Annotated in this window: 19 protein-coding genes; 11 read left to right on the forward strand and 8 right to left on the reverse strand. The window is 69.0% G+C overall.

The window, feature by feature from the left end; genetic code table 11:
• Positions 1 to 133 precede the first annotated feature (133 nt).
• The 3 genes from FHT37_RS04015 to FHT37_RS04025 all read left to right on the forward strand — a co-directional run bounded on the left by FHT37_RS04015 (position 134) and on the right by FHT37_RS04025 (position 3014).
• Positions 134 to 697, forward strand: a complete 564-nt coding sequence (locus FHT37_RS04015) for a Spy/CpxP family protein refolding chaperone (RefSeq protein ID WP_183479012.1) — start codon at positions 134 to 136, stop codon at positions 695 to 697.
• 94 nt (positions 698 to 791) lie between these two features.
• Positions 792 to 1505, forward strand: coding sequence for a response regulator (locus tag FHT37_RS04020; protein WP_091725180.1), 714 nt, complete (start codon positions 792 to 794; stop codon positions 1503 to 1505).
• Positions 1506 to 3014, forward strand: a complete 1509-nt coding sequence (locus FHT37_RS04025; protein ID WP_310739713.1) for an ATP-binding protein — start codon at positions 1506 to 1508, stop codon at positions 3012 to 3014.
• A gap of 59 nt (positions 3015 to 3073) precedes the next feature.
• Here FHT37_RS04025 and FHT37_RS04030 read toward each other — a convergent pair whose 3' ends face one another.
• Genes FHT37_RS04030 through trpS form a run of 3 tightly spaced genes read right to left on the reverse strand, consistent with a single transcriptional unit; the run spans position 3074 to position 6001 of the window.
• Positions 3074 to 4507, reverse strand: a complete 1434-nt coding sequence (locus FHT37_RS04030; RefSeq protein WP_255489483.1) for an MATE family efflux transporter — start codon at positions 4505 to 4507, stop codon at positions 3074 to 3076.
• The gene (locus tag FHT37_RS04035) at positions 4504 to 4974 is read right to left on the reverse strand and encodes a DUF3717 domain-containing protein (protein WP_183479014.1); all 471 of its coding nucleotides are present in this window, start codon (positions 4972 to 4974) and stop codon (positions 4504 to 4506) included. The genes FHT37_RS04030 and FHT37_RS04035 overlap by 4 nt, the downstream gene beginning before the upstream one ends.
• Before the next feature lie 10 nt (positions 4975 to 4984).
• Positions 4985 to 6001 carry a tryptophan--tRNA ligase gene (gene trpS, locus FHT37_RS04040; protein WP_091724238.1) on the reverse strand — a complete coding sequence of 339 codons (1017 nt, stop codon included), beginning with the start codon at positions 5999 to 6001 and terminating at the stop codon, positions 4985 to 4987.
• Between the two features lie 153 nt (positions 6002 to 6154).
• On the opposite strand from trpS, the gene purN reads away from it, so the two are divergent.
• Positions 6155 to 6793, forward strand: a complete 639-nt coding sequence (gene purN / locus FHT37_RS04045) for a phosphoribosylglycinamide formyltransferase (protein WP_183479016.1) — start codon at positions 6155 to 6157, stop codon at positions 6791 to 6793.
• Positions 6794 to 6812: 19 nt separating this feature from the next.
• Here the strand turns inward: purN and FHT37_RS04050 are convergent, their stop codons facing one another.
• Positions 6813 to 7463: a DUF1345 domain-containing protein gene (locus FHT37_RS04050; protein ID WP_183479018.1), complete on the reverse strand. Its 651-nt coding sequence runs from the start codon at positions 7461 to 7463 to the stop codon at positions 6813 to 6815.
• Between the two features lie 14 nt (positions 7464 to 7477).
• The gene (locus FHT37_RS04055; RefSeq protein ID WP_255489570.1) at positions 7478 to 7693 is read right to left on the reverse strand and encodes a DUF1653 domain-containing protein; all 216 of its coding nucleotides are present in this window, start codon (positions 7691 to 7693) and stop codon (positions 7478 to 7480) included.
• A gap of 114 nt (positions 7694 to 7807) precedes the next feature.
• Between FHT37_RS04055 and FHT37_RS04060 the strand changes: the two genes are divergently transcribed.
• From FHT37_RS04060 to FHT37_RS04070, 3 genes are all read left to right on the forward strand, one after another.
• Positions 7808 to 9076 (forward strand): RsmB/NOP family class I SAM-dependent RNA methyltransferase, encoded by a 1269-nt coding sequence (locus tag FHT37_RS04060; protein WP_183479022.1) that lies wholly within the window; start codon positions 7808 to 7810, stop codon positions 9074 to 9076.
• Positions 9077 to 9343: 267 nt separating this feature from the next.
• A complete protein-coding gene (locus FHT37_RS04065) occupies positions 9344 to 10555 on the forward strand; it encodes a fatty acid desaturase (RefSeq protein ID WP_255488628.1) in 1212 nt (403 codons plus the stop codon).
• 152 nt (positions 10556 to 10707) lie between these two features.
• On the forward strand, positions 10708 to 11226 hold the full coding sequence (locus FHT37_RS04070) for a DUF3016 domain-containing protein (protein ID WP_175538221.1): 519 nt from the start codon (positions 10708 to 10710) through the stop codon (positions 11224 to 11226).
• 119 nt (positions 11227 to 11345) lie between these two features.
• Here FHT37_RS04070 and rpmG read toward each other — a convergent pair whose 3' ends face one another.
• The 3 genes from rpmG to trxB all read right to left on the reverse strand — a co-directional run bounded on the left by rpmG (position 11346) and on the right by trxB (position 12972).
• Entirely contained in the window at positions 11346 to 11516 is a 171-nt protein-coding gene (rpmG, locus tag FHT37_RS04075) for a 50S ribosomal protein L33 (protein WP_058934741.1), read from the reverse strand.
• Between the two features lie 22 nt (positions 11517 to 11538).
• Complete coding sequence (gene rpmB / locus FHT37_RS04080; protein ID WP_022979438.1) at positions 11539 to 11772, reverse strand: 50S ribosomal protein L28; 234 nt, start codon at positions 11770 to 11772, stop codon at positions 11539 to 11541.
• Positions 11773 to 12012: 240 nt separating this feature from the next.
• Complete coding sequence (trxB, locus tag FHT37_RS04085; RefSeq protein WP_183479027.1) at positions 12013 to 12972, reverse strand: thioredoxin-disulfide reductase; 960 nt, start codon at positions 12970 to 12972, stop codon at positions 12013 to 12015.
• 179 nt (positions 12973 to 13151) lie between these two features.
• Between trxB and FHT37_RS04090 the strand changes: the two genes are divergently transcribed.
• The 4 genes from FHT37_RS04090 (at position 13152) to FHT37_RS04105 (ending at position 18449) form a co-directional block, all read left to right on the forward strand.
• Positions 13152 to 13820 (forward strand): Crp/Fnr family transcriptional regulator, encoded by a 669-nt coding sequence (locus FHT37_RS04090; RefSeq protein WP_067067043.1) that lies wholly within the window; start codon positions 13152 to 13154, stop codon positions 13818 to 13820.
• Between the two features lie 73 nt (positions 13821 to 13893).
• Complete coding sequence (locus FHT37_RS04095; protein WP_183479029.1) at positions 13894 to 16275, forward strand: DNA translocase FtsK; 2382 nt, start codon at positions 13894 to 13896, stop codon at positions 16273 to 16275.
• An 80-nt stretch (positions 16276 to 16355) separates the two neighbouring features.
• Positions 16356 to 17036 (forward strand): outer membrane lipoprotein chaperone LolA, encoded by a 681-nt coding sequence (gene lolA / locus FHT37_RS04100; protein WP_183479031.1) that lies wholly within the window; start codon positions 16356 to 16358, stop codon positions 17034 to 17036.
• An 81-nt stretch (positions 17037 to 17117) separates the two neighbouring features.
• On the forward strand, positions 17118 to 18449 hold the full coding sequence (locus FHT37_RS04105) for a replication-associated recombination protein A (protein ID WP_183481224.1): 1332 nt from the start codon (positions 17118 to 17120) through the stop codon (positions 18447 to 18449).
• Positions 18450 to 18520: the final 71 nt, after the last annotated feature.

The following is an 18520-nucleotide window of genomic DNA, read 5'->3' on the forward strand; positions in this document are numbered from 1 at the left end:
TCGATTTCAAGAGGCGTCGCGGGCGTTTTTCATTGGGGGCGATTCATTTCACGAATCTTTACGGCGCACCCATGGGCGATTGACGCGCGCCGCCGACCATCTCCTCACCCCCAAACGAATTGGAGATTCCGAGATGGTCAAACGCATTACCCGACCCCTCACGATGCTGGCGCTGGCCGCGAGCCTGGGCCTGGGCGCGCTGGCGGCGCAGGCCCAACCCGCCCCGGGCGACACGCCGCCTCCGCCGCATGCGATGCATCGCGGCCACGACTTCGGTGGCTTCGCGATGCAGGGGCGCCTGCTGAAGGAAGCCGGGGTCACCGACGCCCAGCGCGCCCAGCTCAAGCAGATCTTCGAAGCCGCCCACAACGACCTGAAGGGCCAGCGCGAGACCGGCCGGCAACTGCACGAGCGCATGGAAGCGCTGTTCACCGCGCCGACCGTCGACGCCAACGCGGTCGAGCAACTGCGCCAGCAGATCGCCGCGCAGCACGAGGTCGCCTCCAAGCGCCTCACGCTGGCGATGATCGACGCGTCGCGGGTGCTCACGCCTGAGCAGCGCGCCAAGCTCGCCGAGCTCAAGAAGCAGCAGCGCGAGAAGATGAAGCAGCGCATGAAGGATCGCGGCCAGCACCGGAAGGACCGCCAGGGCGCGAATCCGGACAACCCGGTGCCGCAGCCTTTCACCGAACGCTGAACGCGAGAGGCCGGCTATGCTTCAGTCTTTCGATGAGTCCGCGGCGCGCGGCCTGGCCGATCCGGCCCGGTCGGTGGCCGCCTCGCAACGCCCGATGAATCCACGACTGCTCCTGATCGACGACGACGCCCGGCTCACCGCGATGCTGGGCGACTACCTCAGCAGCGCCGGCTTCGATGTGAGCTTCGCCGGCTCGCTGGCGCAAGGGCGCTCGGAGCTGGAGGCCGGCCAGTTCGAGCTGCTGGTGCTGGACCTGATGCTGCCCGACGGCGATGGCCTCGAGTTCTGCCGCCAACTGCGCGGTGACAAGCGCTGGCGCCGCCTGCCGGTGCTGATGCTGTCGGCCCGCGGCGAGCCGATGGACCGCATCCTGGGGCTGGAGCTCGGTGCCGACGACTACCTGCCCAAGCCTTTCGAGCCCCGCGAGCTGCAGGCCCGGGTGAAGGCGCTGCTGCGCCGCACCGAGCCGCAGGCGATGGGGGACGAGGTGCTGCGCTTCGGGCGGCTGGAGATCGACCTCGCGGCGCGCCAGGTGCGCCTGGACGGCAACGCCTGCGACCTGACCAGCCACCAGTTCGACCTGCTGGTCGTGCTGGCGCAGAGCCCGGGCCGCGTGCTGTCGCGCGACCAGATCATGGACGCGCTCAAGGGCCATCCGCTGGAAGCCTTCGACCGCTCGATCGACGTGCACATCTCCCGCATCCGCTCGGTGATCGAGGACGACCCCAAGAACCCGAGACGGGTGCTGACGGTGCGCGGCGCCGGCTACGTGTTCGCACGCAAGCAGGACGCCGAAGGCCTCGAATAAGTGAAGGCGCTGTACCTCCGCATCTACGTCACCGTCGTGGTGGTGTTGCTGGCCTTCGCGCTGGGCTCGGCCTGGCTGTTCCAGGGCCGCATCGAGCAGGAGCGCGGCACCTTCGAGCAGGCGGCCTCCGAGCGGCTGGTGGCGCTCGCGGTGCTGGTGCAGCGCGCCTTGCCGCCGTCGACCGCCTCCGTCGACGAACAGGCCGACGCCGTCGAGGACTGGGGCCAGCGCCTGCGCATGGCCCTGGCGCTGGAGGATGCGCGCGGGCGCCGCATCGGCGCCTCGCCGCTGTTCGAGCGCCGCGAGGACCTGCCCGGCTCGCGGGTGCAGCGTGTGCCGCTGGATGACGGCCGTCACCTGCTGTTCCTGCGCCTGGCGCGTCCGCCCGGCGCGTCCGGCCCGATGGGGCAGGACAAGCTCGAGGCCGAGGCGCGCGCCGCGAGCGGACCCCGCCGCGTCTTCCGCGAGCGTCGTGATCCCTTCGTCGACGGTCCGCCGCCCGAGCCGCGTGATCCCGGGCGCCGGGAAGGCCGGACCGAGATGGACCAGATGCGCCAGCGCATGCTGGACCGGCTCGAGCAGCAGCGCCGCGAGGAAAACGCGGCCTCCTGGGTGCCGGGCTGGGTGCCGCGCCCGAGCGGCGAGGCGCTGGCGGTGTTGCTCGCGGTACTGTTCCTGGCGGTGGCCGGCGGCGCCTATCCGGTCGTGCGCCGGCTCACGCGGCGGCTCGAATCGCTGAAGTCGGGCGTCGAGCAGTTCGGCTCCGGGGACCTGAGCTTCCGCGTGCAGGACAACGGCAAGGACGAGGTCGCGGCGCTGGCCACCAGCTTCAACCGGGCGGCCGAGCAGATCGAGACGCTGCTGCGTTCCCACAAGAGCCTGCTGGCCAACGCCAGCCACGAGCTGCGCTCGCCGCTGGCGCGGCTGAAGATGGCGTTCTCGATGCTGGACGACGCCTCGCCAGCGCAGCGGGCGCGGCTCGGCCAGGAGATCAACACCAACATCGCCGAACTGGATGCGCTGGTCGAGGAAGTGCTGCTCGCCAGCCGCCTCGAGGGCGGCGCGCAGTCGCTGCGGCTCGAGCCGGTGGACCTGCTCGCGATCGCCGCCGAATCGGCCGCGCAGGGCGGCGCGGAGCTGGAGGTCGAGGACGGCCTGGGCCAGTTGACGGTCCGGGCCGACGACCGCCTGTTGCGTCGCGCGCTGCGCAACCTGCTGGAGAACGCGCGCCGCTATGGCGGTCCGGTGGTCGAGCTGAAGGTGCGTCGCGCCGGCCAGGACCGCATCGAGCTGCAGGTCTGCGACCGCGGCCCGGGCGTGCCCGAGCCGATGCGCGAGCGGATTTTCGAGGCCTTCTTCCGCCTGCCTGGCCATGCCGAGGTGTCCGGCGGCGTGGGCCTGGGGCTGAACCTCGTCAAGCAGATCGCCACCGCCCACCAGGGCACGGTGCGTTGCGACGCCCGGGAGGGCGGCGGCAGCTGCTTCGTGATCACGCTGCCGCTGAACTGAGCGCTCGTGGGGGCTCGTCGCAGGATCTCAGACGATCCACGCAGCCCGCTCCGGGAAGTTCAAGCCTCTCTGACTTCCCGCCGATGCACGAGTGCCAGCAGCAGGCCCAATCCCAGCGCGGCCGCCGCCAACCCGACCGACGCCGCGCTCCAGAACCCACGCGCGCCCTGCATGACGGCCGGCAGTTCGACCTCATGCTCCCCGAAGGCGAGCCAGTAGCCCCCGCCCAGTCCGAGTCCCCAGATCGCGAACGCATAGATCAGCATCGGCGCGGTCGCGATGTGATGCGCGCGCAGCACGAAGGCCGCGACCGTCTGTCCGGCGTCCGACACGTGGAACAGCCACAGCCAGCCCAGCAGCGGCAGCGCCGCGGCGACGATGGCTGCGTCGCTGGTGTAGAGCCCGAGCACCTGCTCCCGCAGCGCGAAGATCACACCGCCCAGCACGAAGGCGATGACCAGCGCGATCTCCAACCCATGCCAGCCGAGCCGCCGCGCGGCCGCGTAGTCGCGGGCCCCCAGCGCCTGGGCCACCAGCGTGCTGCAGGCGTTGGCCTGCGCCAGCGGCAGCATGAACATCATCGCGACCAGGTTCGCGCAGAGCTGATGGCCGGCCACCGGCGTCGTGCCCAATCGCGCGATGAAGATCGCCATGAAGGTGAAGCCGGTGACCTCGATCAGCACCGAGGCGCCCATCGGCACACCGAGCTTGACTAGGCGGACCAGCGTCGCCCGGCGCGGCCGGTGCAGCCCTGTCCCGGCGAACCCGAACGGCGCATAGAACGGGTCGCGCTTGAGCACGACGAGCGCGATCAGCAGCTGGCTCCACATCACGATCGCCGTCGCGATCGCGCAGCCCACCGCGCCCAGCGGCGGCACTTGCAGCGGTCCGACCGAGAAGCCGGCGATCAGCAGCGCGCTGGCCGGGAATTTCAGCAGCAGCCCGCCGATCTGCAGCGCCATCACCGCCTTGGGCCGCGACACCGCCGTGTTGAAGCCGCGATACGCCGTGAACAGCAGCGCGGCCGGCAGCGCGATGCCCAGCATGCGCAGGTAGTCCCGCACCTTGGTGGCGATCTCCGGGCTCACCTGCGAGATCGCCAGGAAGGGCTGCGGGAACCAGAGGATCAACTCGCCCACGACCGTCAGCGCGAGCGCCAGCCAAGCGGCCTGATGCAGGCTGTCGCCGGCCTCGGTCATGCGCCTGGCGCCGAACAGCTGCCCCGCCACCGGCGAGATCGCCAGCACCACGCCCATCAGCCCGACGAACACCGAGGTGTAGACCGCCGAGCCCACCGCCAGCGCCGCCAGGTCGATCGCGGAATGCCGCGCCACCAGCAGCGTGTCGATCGTGGAGTAGGCGAGCACCGCCAGCTGGCCGATGAACACGGGCCAAGCCAGCGGCAGGATCTGGCGCAGGCTCCGCAGCCGTCCGCCCAGCGCTGCCCGTGCGCCGGCATTCGCGGCGTCGTGGGCGTCCGCGGTATCGGTCAAACGGACTCCCCGCCGGCCGTGTCCCGCTCCGGCGCGCCCGGCTCGAGCGGCGTCGCGTCGCCGCGCCGCTCGATGGCCCGCTCCGCATAGCGGTTGAAACGCCAGGCCGTGCCCTCGAGCGTGATCCGCCGCCAGGTCGCGCGTTTCTCGCCCGGCGTGAACACCGGCCAGTTCTGCACCTCGTCGAAGCTGCGGCCGCAGCCCTTGCAGAGCTCGTCGCCCTGGCTGGTCGAGCAGATCGCGATGCAGGGTGCGTCCGGCGTCGTGTCGTACCAGCGCATCCAGGCGTCGAGCGCCGGGGCGGGCATCGAGTCCTCGTCGCACTCGGTTTCGTGGTGGAAGACCATCAGCGCGTAGACCTCGGCCAGCGCGCGCAGCTCGGGGCCCAGTGACACGCCATCGCCCGGCGCGCGCTGGCGCCACCAGTTGATGGCGGACTCGATGTCGGTGATGTGGATGCCAGCCATCTCAGCCATCTCAATAGTCGATGCCCATCGCGCCGCGCACCTCGCGCAGCGTCTTGCGCGCCACTGCACGGGCACGTTCCGTGCCGACCTCGACGATCCAGTGCACCTTCTTCGGGTCGGCCAGCAGCTCGTCGGCGCGCTCGCGCCACGGCGCCTGCTCGTCGTGGATCGCCTCGATCAGCGGCTGCTTGCAGTCCAGGCAGCCGATGCCCGCGCTGCGGCAGCCGGACTCCACCCAGGCGCGGGTGTCGCTGTCGGCATAGACCTTGTGCAAGGCCCAGACCGGGCAGCGCTCCGGCTCGCCGGGATCGCCGCGGCGCACCCGCTGCGGGTCGGTCTGCATCGTGCGCACCTTCTCCGCGACGACCTCCGGCGCGTCGCGCATCGCGATCGCGTTGCCGTGGGTCTTGCTCATCTTGCGGCCGTCCAGGCCGGGCAGGCGCGAGGTCTCGGTCAGCAGCGCCTGGGGCTCGGGGAACAGCGGCGCCGCCTGCTGGCGATAGAGATGGTTGAAGCGCCGCGCGACCTCGCGCGTCACCTCGACGTGCGGCGCCTGGTCCTCGCCGACCGGCACGAAGGCCGCCTTGTAGATCAGGATGTCCGCCGCCTGCAGCAGCGGATAACCGAGGAAGCCATAGGTGGCCAGCTCGCGGTTCTCCGCCACCAGGTCCTTGTAGCTGGGCATGCGCTCGAGCCAGCTCGACGGCGTGCTCATCGCCAGCAGCGTGAACAGCTCGGCGTGCTCGGGCATGCGGCTCTGGATGAACAGCGTCGCCTGGGCCGGGTCGATGCCGGCGGCCAGCCAGTCCACGACCATGTCGTAGACGCTCTGCTCCAGGCCTTCCCGGTGCTGGTAATGGGTGGTCAGCGCATGCCAGTCGGCGACGAAGAAGAAGCAGTCGTAGGCCGCCTGCAGCCGCACCCAGTTCTTCAGGGCACCGTGGTAATGGCCGAGGTGCAGCGCGCCGGTCGGGCGCATGCCGGAGAGCACACGCTGGCGCGGGAGGGGAGGCGGATGGTCGGTCATGGCGGCGGGCTGGGCGGTGGCCGCGCCGCGGGACGGTCGCACCGCGAGGCGGGGCGGGCGGCCGTCCGGGCGAGCGGCGGGAGGGCGATTGTAGGGAGGCACGGCCCGCGCGACGGCCGGTCATGCCCATGCCCTTGGCTACACTGCCGGCCCATGAAGCACATCGTGATCCTGATCTCCGGCCGCGGCTCCAACATGGAGGCCATCGTGCAGGCCTGCGCCGCCGGCGGATGGCCGGCGCGCATCGCCGCGGTGATCAGCAACCGGCCGGACGCCGCCGGGCTGGCGTTCGCGCAGGCGCACGGCGTGCCCACCGCGGTCGTCGACCACAAGGCCTTCGGCAAGGGCGACGCCGCGCGCGTCGCGTTCGACGCCGAGCTGCAGCGCGTCATCGACGGCTTCAGCCCCGACCTGGTCGTGCTGGCCGGCTTCATGCGCATCCTGACGCCGGGCTTCACCGCCCACTACGCGGGGCGCATGCTCAACATCCACCCCTCGCTGCTGCCGGCCTTCCCCGGCCTGCACACGCACCAGCGCGCCATCGAGGCCGGCTGCCGCGTGGCCGGCGCGACGGTCCACTTCGTGACCGCGGAGCTGGACCACGGGCCGATCGTCGCGCAGGCGGTGGCGCCGGTGCTGGACGGTGACGACGAGGCGGCGCTGGCGGCCCGGGTGCTGCGGCTCGAGCACCGCATGTATCCGAGCGCCGTGCGCTGGTTCGTCGAGGGTCGACTGGCCGTCGAGGGCGCCCGCGTGCGCCACGCCGCCGGCGAGCCGCAGATGTTCAGCTGAGGCCGGGCCGGCCGGGCGCTCAGCCCAGCATGCCGGCCAGGAAGTTGATCGTCAGCGCCAGCACGACGGTATTGAACACGAAGGCCTGTACCGCCTGCACCAGCACGAGCCGCCGGATCGGCCGTGAACTCACGACGACGTCCGAGGTCTGCGAGGTCGCCGCCACCGTCGCGGCGAAGTAGAGGAAGTCGATGTAGTCGGGCGCCTCTTCGTCGCCGGGGAACTCCAGCCCGTGCGGCGCCTTGGGCCCGCAATGGAACAGCGAAGCGTAGGCCAGCCCGAACTCGACCGGCAGCAGCAGCCAGGAGCCGGTCAGCGTCGCCGACGCCACCAGCAGGTGCGGCCAGGCTTTCAGCAGCCCGGCTTCCTTGACCTGGGCGAGCTCCAGCGCGATCGCCGCCATGCTCGCGGCACCGCCGAGGATGGCCAGCGCCAGCACCGTCGGCACGCTGTCGGCGACGGCGCGGGCCTGCTCCTCGACGTCTTCGGCGTCGGTGTGGAACATCCGCCAGCCGATCAGCAGCAGGTAGGTCCAGACGCCGGCGCTCCAGCCCAGCAGCAGGCGGGTGTGCCAGGCCAGTTCCATCGGCCAGGAGGCCGCCAGCAACGCACCGGTCGCCGCGCCGATCAGCAGGCGCGGTCGGCGCTGGATCTGGTGCAGTAGCGGCATGGCGGGCGAGGGCCTCAGTCGCCGATCCGGGCGAAGCGGGGCACGGCGCGGCCGTCCACCTCGACGCTGCCGAAGAACATCGCGTGGGGGCGGACCCAGAGGCCCGAGTCGCCGTACAGCGGCCGGTAGAGCACCAGCGGCTCCAGCGTCTCGCTGTGGCGCACGACGCCGTGGACTTCGTACTCGCCGCCCTTGTAATGGCGGTAGCGCCCGAGGGGCGCCTCGGGCAGCGGGGCGAGCGGGTCGCCGGCGCCATGGCTGGAGGGGAGCGCGGTGGGTGCGGCGCTGGGGTGGGGGGAGGGCGGGGCGTCGCTCATGCGGGAAGGCTCGGGGATAATCCGGCGATGCATCCTAATGCCCTTCTTGAACTCTGCGCCGAACTGGTGGACAGCCTGCTGCTGTTCGACAAGCCGGCCGACGCTCTGGTCTCCGACTTCTTCCGCGCCAACAAGGCCCTCGGCCAGCGCGAGCGCCACACCATCGCCGAAACCGCCTACGCCGTGCTGCGCCAGCGCCCGCTGCTGCAGCACCTGGCCCAGTCTGGCCGCGGTCCGATGGCGCGGCGCCTGGCGATCCTCGCCTGGGCCGGCAACGAAGCGTTCCTGCGCGGCGCGCTCAAGGACGAGGAGCAGCAGTGGCTCAAGCAGGTGGGGTCCATCGACCGCGCCAAGCTGCCCGAGAAGCTGCGTCACAACCTGCCCGACTGGCTGGTCGAGCCGCTGAAGGCGCGCCTGGGCGACGAGCAGTTCTGGCAGCTGGCCGACGCCGTCAACACCGCCGCGCCGCTGGACCTGCGCGTGAACCTGCTCAAGGCCAAGCGCGAGGAGGTGCAGGCGGCGCTGAAGGAGAAGGGCTTCAATTCGACGCCGACGCCGTATTCGCCCTGGGGCCTGCGCCTGGACGGCAAGCCCGCGCTGCAGAAGCTGGACGTCTTCACCAGCGGCCAGGTCGAGGTCCAGGACGAGGGCAGCCAGTTGCTGTCGCTGCTGACCGAGGCCAAGCGGGGCGAGATGGTGGTCGACTTCTGCGCCGGCGCCGGCGGCAAGACACTCGCGCTGGGCGCCGCGATGCGCAACACCGGCCGGCTGTATGCGTTCGACGTGTCCGGGCACCGGCTGGACAAGCTCAAGCCCCGGCTGGCGCGCAGCGGGCTGTCCAATGTCTACCCGGTCCAGATCAGCAATGAGCGCGACGAACGGATCAAGCGCCTGGCCGGCAAGATCGACCGGGTGCTGGTCGACGCGCCGTGTTCGGGCCTGGGGACCTTGCGCCGCAATCCCGACCTGAAGTGGCGCCAGTCGCCCGACAGCGTCAAGGAACTGCATGACAAGCAGGTGGCGATCCTGAACAGCGCCGCCCGCCTGCTGAAGCCGGGCGGCCGACTGGTCTATGCGACCTGTTCGCTGCTGGATGCCGAGAACGAGGCGGTCGCCCGGGTCTTCTCCGAAGCCCATCCCGATTTCACGCTGCAGCCGGCCCAGGAGGTTCTGGCCCATGCGCAGGTCGACGCCGAGCAGGCCGTGGCGCTGTCCGACAACGGTTACCTGCGCCTGTGGCCGCACCGCCATCACAGCGACGGATTCTTTGCGGCCGTCTGGGAACGCAAGAAGTAAGGCGGGCGGGCCGATTGGGATGCCGTAATTCTTATGACGAACTAATCGCCGGGGCGAACCACGCTGCGAACCGGATCGCTGGCGTTCGAGGCCCTACGAGTTCGTTCGATGGATCACGATGTCAGGCCATTCCAACTCTGGTGCGTCAAAAGCAGGCGGGAAAGCCGGTCTGATTTGGGCGATTTCTAGAGGGCCTCGCCTACAATCGTGGTTTCCTGTGGACAACTGGCTCCTCGCGAGCAGGGTTAGGACCGAATGAACGTATTGATGTCTGTGCACGATGCCGTCCTCAACTGGATGATCGACGGCTTCACCGGCGCCAGCTGGTGGCAGATCGTGGTCTTCACGCTGGTGGTGACGCACATCACCATCGCCGGGGTGACGATCTTCCTGCACCGCGCCCAGGCGCACCGCGCGCTCGACCTGGGGCCGATCCCCTCCCACTTCTTCCGCTTCTGGCTGTGGCTGACCACGGGCATGGTCACCCGCGAGTGGGTGGCGATCCACCGCAAGCATCACGCCAAGTGCGAGACCGAGGAAGACCCCCACAGCCCGGTCACCCGCGGCATCAAGACCGTGATGACCCGAGGCGCGGAGTTGTATCGCGCCGAGGCGAAGAACGAGGAAACCATCAAGAAGTTCAGCCATGGTGTGCCGGACGACTGGATGGAGCGCCATGTCTACAGCGGGCGCTCGGTCTGGGGCGTGTCCCTGATGATGATCATCGACTTGGCGCTGTTCGGTGTGGCCGGTCTGGCGGTCTGGGCCGTCCAGATGGTCTGGATCCCGTTCTGGGCCGCCGGCGTGATCAACGGCGCCGGCCACTACTGGGGTTACCGCAATTTCGAGGCGACCGACGCGTCGACCAATGTCTCCCCGTGGGGCCTGATCATTGGTGGCGAGGAGTTGCACAACAACCACCACACCTATCCGACGTCGGCCAAGTTCTCGGTCAAGCCGTTCGAATTCGACATCGGCTGGGGCTACATCCGCGCGATGGAGATGATCGGTTGGGCGAAGGTCCGCAAGACCGCGCCGCAGATGAAGACGGGCGAGATCAAGGCCGTCGCGGACAAGGACACGCTGGAAGCCATCATCGCCAATCGCTACGAGGTGATGGCGCGTTATGCCCGCGGCCTGCGCGGCGCCTGCAAGGACGAGCTGGCCAAGCTCAAGGCGGCGGGCGAGCAGCACAGTGTCAAGTTCCACCAGTTCAAGCTGGCCAAGCGCTGGCTGCATCGTGACGCCGAGAAGATCCCGGCGGTCTTCCAGGCGCAGTTGGATGGGGCTCGCGCCGCCAGCCCGGTGCTGGACAAGCTGGTGACCATGCGCGAGGAACTGCGTCAGCTGTGGACTCGCACGAACGTGTCGGCCGAGCAGCTGGTGCATGACCTCCAGGCGTGGTGCCGCAAGGCCGAGGAAAGCGGTATCGCGGAACTCAAGGCCTTCGCGATGGGGCTGCGCGCAGTGCGCGCCTGATCGACTGGCACGCGTGTCGCCCGCGGTGAGGCCGTCTTGGTGATGGCTGTCACCGGTCGACGGATGAAGGAATGCAAAGGGCGCCCTTACCGGGCGCCTTTTTTCATTGGGGCGCCCATAATTTGTTGGGACCCTCACACAAGGAGACTGACATGATTGCCGCAATCCCGTTCAAGCGCATCGCGCTGGTCAGCCTGATGACCCTGAGTTTTGGGGCGATGGCGTCGGTGGCCCAGGCGCAGGCGGAGGTGAGCTTCATCAAGCCGGAGAATTTTTCGGACATCGGCTTCAACTACGTGGATCGCACCACGGCAATGAAGCAACTGGAGGATCACTTCAAGGCGCTGGCCGCTCGCGAATTGCCGGGCAAGCAACTGAAGATTGAAGTGACCGACATCGACCTGGCCGGGGAATTGGAGCCGGCGGCCCGCGTCGACCGCCTGCGGGTGCTGCGCACTGTCACCATTCCCCGGATGAGCTTCACCTACACGCTCAGCGAGAACGGCAAGGTCCTGAAGTCCGGCAAGGCGGACATCAAGGACATGGACTACCAGAACGCAAGCAACCGCTACTTCGACTCCGAGCCGCTGCGCTATGAGAAGAAAATGATCGACGACTGGATGGCCAAGGATCTGCTGGGCAAGGACCGCTTGGCGCGCGTGACGCCCTGAGCGGCGCGGGATGGCTCAGTTGGGCGGCGCGTCGCCCGCGCTCCAGAATGAAAAAACCCGCCGATTGGCGGGTTTTCTTCAAGGTGAGGGCGGTGCTGTCGCAGCCCTCGCGAGCTGAATCACTTCAGCTTGGTTTCCTTGTACAGCACGTGCTTGCGCGCCTTGGGGTCGAACTTCATGAATTCCAGCTTTTCGGGCGTGGTCTTCTTGTTCTTGTTCGTGGTGTAGAAATGACCGGTGCCGGCAGTGGATTCCAGCTTGATCTTTTCGCGTCCGCCTTTGGATGCCATGGTGTCGCTCCTGGTTCAGTGATTAGGCTTGACCGCGGGCACGCAGGTCGGCCAGCACGGCGTCGATGCCCTTCTTGTCGATCAGACGCAGCGCGGCGTTGCTGATGCGCAGACGGACCCAGCGGTTTTCGCTTTCGACCCAGAAACGGCGGTATTGCAGGTTCGGCAGGAACCGGCGCTTGGTTTTGTTGTTGGCGTGGGAAACGTTGTTCCCGACCATGGGCTTCTTGCCCGTGACTTCGCAGACGCGTGCCATGAGGACACTCCGATACTTGTCATCCGGCGACCGTCCCAATCGTCCCGACCTTGCTGTCGGATCGCGGGCGGCGGCCTCACCTCGCCATAGGGTGGCGGTTTCCCATCTTCCCCGCGTCGAGATCCTTCACAGGTTGTCGGCGCAGGAAAACGGCGAGTGTAGCAGAAACGAGCCGACCCGCGGAAGAGCAGGCCGGCTGGAATGCTGACGCCGCTGGGGCGGCGCGCAGGCTGGCGGCGCTCAGCGCGCTTCCTGCTCCAGGAAGCGCTGGGCGTCGAGTGCTGCCATGCAGCCAGTGCCGGCGCTGGTGATGGCCTGGCGGTAGACGTGGTCCTGCACGTCGCCGGCGGCGAAGACGCCGGGCACGCTGGTCATCGTCGCGAAGCCTTCCAGGCCGCTCTTCGTGCGGATGTAGCCGTCCTTCATCTCGATCTGGCCGGCGAAGATGTCGGTGTTGGGCTTGTGGCCGATGGCGATGAAGCAGCCTTGCAGCTTGACGTCGGTGGTCGCGCCGTCCTGCGTGCTCCTGATGCGCACGCCGGTCACGCCGCTGGCGTCGCCCAGCACCTCGTCCAGCGTGTGGAACAGGTGCAGCTCGATCTTGCCGGCCTGGACCTTGTCCATCAGCTTGTCGACCAGGATGGGCTCGGCGCGGAACTTGTCGCGGCGGTGGATCAGGTGGACCTTGCTGGCGATGTTGGACAGGTACAGCGCTTCCTCGACCGCGGTGTTGCCGCCGCCGACCACGCAGACCTCCTGCTCGCGATAGAAGAAGCCGTCGCAGGTCGCGCAGGCGCTGACGCCGCGGCCCATGAAGGACTCTTCCGACGGCAGGCCCAAGTACTGCGCCGAGGCGCCCGTGGCCAGGATCACCGTGTCGGCGGTGTAGACGGCGCTGTCGCCGGTCAGCGTGAAGGGGCGCTTGGAGAAGTCGACGCTGTTGATGTGGTCGAAGACGATCTCGGTCTGGAAGCGCTCGGCATGCTGCTGGAAGCGCTGCATCAGCTCGGGGCCTTGCACGCCCATCACGTCGGCGGGCCAGTTGTCGACCTCGGTGGTGGTCATCAACTGACCCCCTTGCGCCATGCCGGTGACCAGCAGCGGCTTGAGGTTGGCGCGGGCCGCGTAGAGGGCGGCGGTGTAGCCGGCGGGACCGGAGCCGAGGATCAGCAGTTGGGCGTGTCGGGTGTTTTGGCTCATGACAGGCAATTGGGGATGCGCACAGCGGACGCAAGGGTCGACAGCCTACGGCCGTTACAGCGTTGACCCTATGAACAGCCGTGAACAAATTGGCACAATGCATCCATTCTAGGTGGCGGGTCCCTCTGCCATCCTGACAACCACGATTGACCCTAACCCCCGACAGGAGGCATCCCTTCATGGCCATGTTGTCCAACTTGGATCTGATCCGCAGGGTTCCCTTGTTCTCCCTGCTGACCGCCGACCAGGCCCAGTCCATCGCGGACAGCGTCGTCAAGCGGCGCTTCAAACGCGGCGAGTTGATCGTCGAGCAGGGCACCAAATCCAACGCGCTCTTCATCCTGCTGAACGGCCGGGCCCGCGTCCTGACCGCCGACAGCCGCGGCCGCGAGGTGATCCTCGCGGTGCTTCAGCCCGGCGACTATGTCGGCGAGATGAGCCTCATCGACAACGAGCCGCACTCGGCCACCGTCAGAGCCGAGGTGCAGACCGACATGCTGGTGCTGGGCCGTGCCGATTTCGCGCGTGGCCTGCCCGAGCCGTCGAGCCTGGCCTACGGCATCCTGCGCGGCCTGGTCGCGCGCCTGCGCAACGCGGACCGGCAGATCGAGTCGCTCGCGCTGCTCGACGTCTACGGCCGCGTCGCGCGCACGCTGCTGGACATGGCGGAGGAAGAGAAGGGCGTGAAGATCATCCGCGGCAAGGTGTCGCGCCAGGACATGGCCAAGGTCGTCGGCGCGTCGCGCGAGATGGTCAGCCGCGTCATGAAGGACCTCGAGGACAAGGGCGTGATCGAGACGCTCGAGAACGGCTCGGTGGTCATCAAGGAACGCCTGCAGCACGATTGAGGCGTCAACGTTTCTTCACCATGGCGTGTGACCCCGCGTCCGGGACGCGGGGCGCTTGCGTCACAATCGCGGGATGAGTTTTCCCGGTTCCCTGCTGGGCGGTGGTGACGACGCCGCCACGTCGCCCGAGCGCCCCGCGCCGGCGCGCAAGTCCAAGAAGGCCGCCGCCGCTGCCGCGGTGGCGCCCACGCCGCCCAGCCCGCTGCGCACGCCGCTGTGGCTGCTGGTCGGCGCGCTGGTCTGGTGCCTGGTCTTGCTCGCGATGGTCAGCCATGACCGCGCCGACGCCGCCTTCAGCACCGCCGGCACCGCCGGGCCGACGCACAACCGCGTCGGATCGCTGGGCGCCTGGATCTCCGACCTGATGCTCTTCGGCTTCGGCTACTCCTGCTGGTGGCTGATGCTGGTGTCGCTGCGCGCCTGGCTGAGCGGCCTGGCCCGCCTGCTGCGCGCCGACGGCAGCCCGCTCCCCACGCTGAAGGAACGCCTGCCGGCGATCGGCGGCCTGGTGCTGCTGCTGGCGGCGAGTTGCGCGCTCGAGTGGACGCGCCTGTACGGCTGGGAGTCGTACCTGCCGGGCCATGCCGGCGGCGTCCTGGGTTACCTGCTGGGACCGGCCAGCATGAAGCTGCTGGGCTTCGCCGGTTCGGGCGTCGTGTGGATCGCCGCGCTGGTGGCCGGCGTGTCGCTGGCGCTGAAATTCTCGTGGCTGAAGCTGTCCGAGCAGATCGGCGCCTCGATCGAACGCCTGATCGAGAAGCGCGAGGTCCGCCGCGAGATCGCCGAGGACAAGCGCGTCGGCAAGGAAGCCAAGCGCGAGCGCGAGGCCATCGTCGAGGTCGAGCGGCTGGTCGAGGAGGAGCACCACATCCCGATCGTCATCGAGCCGCCGGTGGTCGAGGTGCCCAAGTCCACGCGCGTGATCAAGGAGCGTCAGCAGACGCTGTTCACCGATCCGGCCGACGCCAAGCTGCCGCAGGTCGACCTGCTGGATGCGCCGCCGCCGCGCATCGAGACCGTCACGCCCGAGTCGCTGGAGATGACCAGCCGCATGATCGAGAAGAAGTTGAAGGACTTCGGCGTCGAGGTGCGGGTGGTGGCCGCCTCGCCCGGTCCGGTGATCACGCGCTACGAGATCGAACCGGCCACCGGCGTGAAGGGCGCGCAGATCCTGGGCCTGGCCAAGGACCTGGCGCGCTCGCTGAGCCTGGTGTCGATCCGCGTGGTCGAGACCATCCCCGGCAAGAACTACATGGCGCTGGAGCTGCCCAACGCGCGGCGCCAGACGATCCGGCTGTCGGAAATCCTCGGCTCGCAGGTCTATGCCGACGCGGCGTCGCCGCTCACGATGGGCCTGGGCAAGGACATCGTCGGCATGCCGGTCGTGGCCGACCTGGCGAAGATGCCGCACTGCCTGGTTGCCGGCACGACCGGTTCGGGCAAGTCGGTGGGCATCAACGCGATGATCCTGTCGCTGCTCTACAAGGCCGAGGCCCGCGACGTCCGCCTGATCCTGATCGACCCCAAGATGCTGGAAATGAGCGTCTACGAGGGCATCCCCCACCTGCTGGCGCCGGTCGTGACCGACATGAAGCAGGCCGGCAACGCGCTGAACTGGTGCGTCAACGAGATGGAGCGGCGCTACAAGCTCATGTCCAAGATGGGCGTGCGCAACCTGGCCGGCTACAACAAGAAGATCGCCGACGCGGCCGAGCGCGAGGAGAAGATCCCCAACCCGTTCAGCCTGACGCCCGAGGAGCCGGAGCCGCTGGACCGGTTGCCGCACATCGTCGTCGTGATCGACGAACTGGCCGACCTCATGATGGTGGTCGGCAAGAAGATCGAGGAACTGATCGCGCGCCTGGCCCAGAAGGCCCGTGCCGCCGGCATCCACCTGATCCTGGCGACGCAGCGCCCGTCGGTGGACGTGATCACCGGCCTGATCAAGGCCAACATCCCGACCCGCCTGTCCTTCCAGGTCTCGAGCAAGATCGACTCGCGCACCATCCTCGACCAGATGGGCGCCGAAGCGCTGCTGGGCATGGGCGACATGCTCTACATGGCGTCGGGCACCGGGTTGCCGGTGCGGGTGCACGGCGCGTTCGTCAGCGATGACGAGGTGCATCGTGTCGTCGACTACCTGAAGGAGCAGGGCGGCGAGCCGAACTACATCGAGGGCATCCTCGAGGGCGGCGTGCTCGACGGGGACGGCGGCGGCGATGGCCTGCCCGGCCTGGCCGCCGGCGGCGACGGCGAATCCGATCCGATGTACGACCAGGCAGTGGCCGTGGTGCTGCAGCACAAACGGGCCTCGATCTCGCTGGTGCAACGCCACCTGCGCATCGGCTACAACCGGGCCGCCCGCTTGCTGGAGCAGATGGAGAAATCGGGCCTGGTGTCGTCGATGGCCACCAACGGCAACCGCGACATCATCGTGCCCAAGCGGGAGGAATGAACCGCGCCGGCCGCCGCGTTCCTCGCCTTCCGCACCTCCCGCTCCGTTCAAGCATCCACGCCCTCGTCGACGAGCATCCCATGGCCCATCCGCTCCACCCGCTCCATTCGCTTCAATCGCTCCGTTCCCTGTCGCTCCGCGGCCTTCGCGCGACCCGCGCGGTCGCGGGCGTGGCGCTGCTGGGGGCCGCCGCGCTGGCCCATGCCGACGGCGTGAGCGCGCTGCAGCAGTTCGTGACCGAGGTGAAGAGCGGCCGCGCCAGCTTCACGCAGACGGTCACCGCGCCGGATGGCAAGCGCAAGAAGACCACCACCGGCACCTTCGAGTTCCAGCGGCCGAACCAGTTCCGCTTCGCCTATGCGAAGCCGGCCGAGCAACTGATCGTGGCCGACGGCAAGGAGGTCTGGATCTACGACCCGGACCTGCAGCAGGCCACGGTTCGGCAGATGGACCAGGCGCTGGGCGCGACGCCGGTGGCGCTGCTCGCCGGGGGCGACCTGTCGCGGGACTTCACGCTGAAGGCGCTGCCGGCGGCCAACGGGCTGGACTGGGTGCAGGCGACGCCGCGGCGCAACGACAGCGGCTTGCAGAGCCTGAAGCTGGGCTTCAAGGGACGCGAGCTGTCGGCGCTGGAGATCGTCGACGGCTTCGGCCAGCAATCGGTGATGCAGTTCAGCGCGGTGGAGCCCAATGCCAAGGTGTCGGCCGAGCGCTTCCGCTTCACGCCGCCGCCGGGTACGGACATCGCGCGCCAACCCTGACCGAGCTTCGAGCCTGCACCGATGAGCAACGCGTCGCTCTTCCCGGACGAGTTCGATCCCGTTCCCAGCGGGCCGCCGGCCATGGGGGCGCCGGGCAAGCACGCGCCGCTGCCGGAGCGGCTGCGGCCGCGTCAGCTCGACGAGGTCGTCGGCCAGCGCCACCTGCTCGGGCCCGGCATGCCGCTGCGCGTCGCGCTGGAGAGCGGCCGGCCGCATTCGATGATCCTGTGGGGCCCGCCGGGCGTCGGCAAGACGACGCTGGCGCGGCTGATGGCGCAGTTCTTCGACGCGCAGTTCATCGCGATCTCGGCGGTGCTGGGCGGCGTCAAGGACATCCGCGAGGCGGTCGAGCGCGCCCTGGCCGCAGCCGGGCAGGGGCGGCGCACGATCGTGTTCGTCGACGAGGTCCACCGCTTCAACAAGGCGCAGCAGGATGCCTTCCTGCCGCATGTCGAGTCCGGCCTGTTCAGCTTCATCGGCGCGACGACGGAGAACCCGTCCTTCGAGGTCAATTCGGCGTTGCTCTCGCGCGCGACGGTGCATGTGCTGAAGTCGCTCGACGAGCAGGACATGCGCGAGCTGCTGGCGCGCGGGCGCGAGGCCCTGGGTGCGCCGCCGGTCAGCGAGGCCGCCACCCAGCGCCTGATCGGTTATGCCGACGGTGACGCCCGGCGGCTGCTCAACACGCTGGAGACGGTCGCGCAACTGACGCCGGCGGACACGGCGGAGATCGACGAGGCGCTGCTGGAGCGCACCCTGGGCGAGCAGCTGCGGCGCTACGACAAGGGCGGTGACCAGTTCTACGACGTGATCTCGGCGCTGCACAAGTCGGTGCGCGGCTCCAACCCCGACGCGGCGCTGTACTGGCTGGTGCGCATGCTCGATGGCGGCGTCGACGCGCGCTACATCACGCGCCGCCTGATCCGCATGGCCAGCGAGGACATCGGCAACGCAGATCCGCGCGCGCTGCGGATCTGCCTGGATGCCGCCGAGACCTACGAGCGCCTGGGGTCGCCCGAAGGCGAGCTGACGCTGGCGCAGGCGGTCGTGTACCTGGCGATCGCGCCCAAGTCCAACGCCGTCTACAACGCCTACAACCAGGTGCGCGCGCTGATCAAGCAGGACAGTTCGCGGCCGGTGCCGGTGCATCTGCGCAATGCGCCGACGCGGCTCATGAAGGAGCTGGGCTACGGCAAGGCCTACCGCTACGCGCATGACTTCCCCGGCGCCTATGTGGCCGGCGAGCAGTACCTGCCGGACGGCCTCGAGGACCAGCGCTTCTACGAGCCGGTGCCGCGTGGCCTGGAGATCAAGATCGGTGCCCGGATGGACGAGCTGCGACGGCTGGACGCGGAGGCGCTCGGCCAGGAGGGCGAGGCCTCGCCCCGCCGCGGCGAGGACCGCGAGGGCTGAGCATGGGCGCGGCGTGGCGAGCCTCCTTTTTCACGACGCGCCTGGTGCGCGCTGGGCAGGCTGTCGCGCGG

It is taken from the genome of Mitsuaria sp. BK037 (genome assembly GCF_014193045.1).
Taxonomy (GTDB): domain Bacteria; phylum Pseudomonadota; class Gammaproteobacteria; order Burkholderiales; family Burkholderiaceae_C; genus Roseateles.

Excerpts from the sequence above, each read along its gene's own strand:
- FHT37_RS04015 (WP_183479012.1), top strand. The coding sequence starts at position 134 with ATGGTCAAACGCATTACCCGACCCCTCACGATGCTGGCGCTGGCCGCG.
- FHT37_RS04020 (WP_091725180.1), top strand. The coding sequence starts at position 792 with ATGAATCCACGACTGCTCCTGATCGACGACGACGCCCGGCTCACCGCG.
- FHT37_RS04035 (WP_183479014.1), bottom strand. The coding sequence starts at position 4,974 with ATGGCTGGCATCCACATCACCGACATCGAGTCCGCCATCAACTGGTGG.
- trpS (WP_091724238.1), bottom strand. The coding sequence starts at position 6,001 with ATGACCGACCATCCGCCTCCCCTCCCGCGCCAGCGTGTGCTCTCCGGC.
- purN (WP_183479016.1), top strand. The coding sequence starts at position 6,155 with ATGAAGCACATCGTGATCCTGATCTCCGGCCGCGGCTCCAACATGGAG.
- FHT37_RS04050 (WP_183479018.1), bottom strand. The coding sequence starts at position 7,463 with ATGCCGCTACTGCACCAGATCCAGCGCCGACCGCGCCTGCTGATCGGC.
- FHT37_RS04060 (WP_183479022.1), top strand. The coding sequence starts at position 7,808 with ATGCATCCTAATGCCCTTCTTGAACTCTGCGCCGAACTGGTGGACAGC.
- FHT37_RS04065 (WP_255488628.1), top strand. The coding sequence starts at position 9,344 with ATGTCTGTGCACGATGCCGTCCTCAACTGGATGATCGACGGCTTCACC.
- FHT37_RS04070 (WP_175538221.1), top strand. The coding sequence starts at position 10,708 with ATGATTGCCGCAATCCCGTTCAAGCGCATCGCGCTGGTCAGCCTGATG.
- rpmG (WP_058934741.1), bottom strand. The coding sequence starts at position 11,516 with ATGGCATCCAAAGGCGGACGCGAAAAGATCAAGCTGGAATCCACTGCC.
- rpmB (WP_022979438.1), bottom strand. The coding sequence starts at position 11,772 with ATGGCACGCGTCTGCGAAGTCACGGGCAAGAAGCCCATGGTCGGGAAC.
- trxB (WP_183479027.1), bottom strand. The coding sequence starts at position 12,972 with ATGAGCCAAAACACCCGACACGCCCAACTGCTGATCCTCGGCTCCGGT.
- FHT37_RS04090 (WP_067067043.1), top strand. The coding sequence starts at position 13,152 with ATGGCCATGTTGTCCAACTTGGATCTGATCCGCAGGGTTCCCTTGTTC.
- FHT37_RS04095 (WP_183479029.1), top strand. The coding sequence starts at position 13,894 with ATGAGTTTTCCCGGTTCCCTGCTGGGCGGTGGTGACGACGCCGCCACG.
- lolA (WP_183479031.1), top strand. The coding sequence starts at position 16,356 with ATGGCCCATCCGCTCCACCCGCTCCATTCGCTTCAATCGCTCCGTTCC.
- FHT37_RS04105 (WP_183481224.1), top strand. The coding sequence starts at position 17,118 with ATGGGGGCGCCGGGCAAGCACGCGCCGCTGCCGGAGCGGCTGCGGCCG.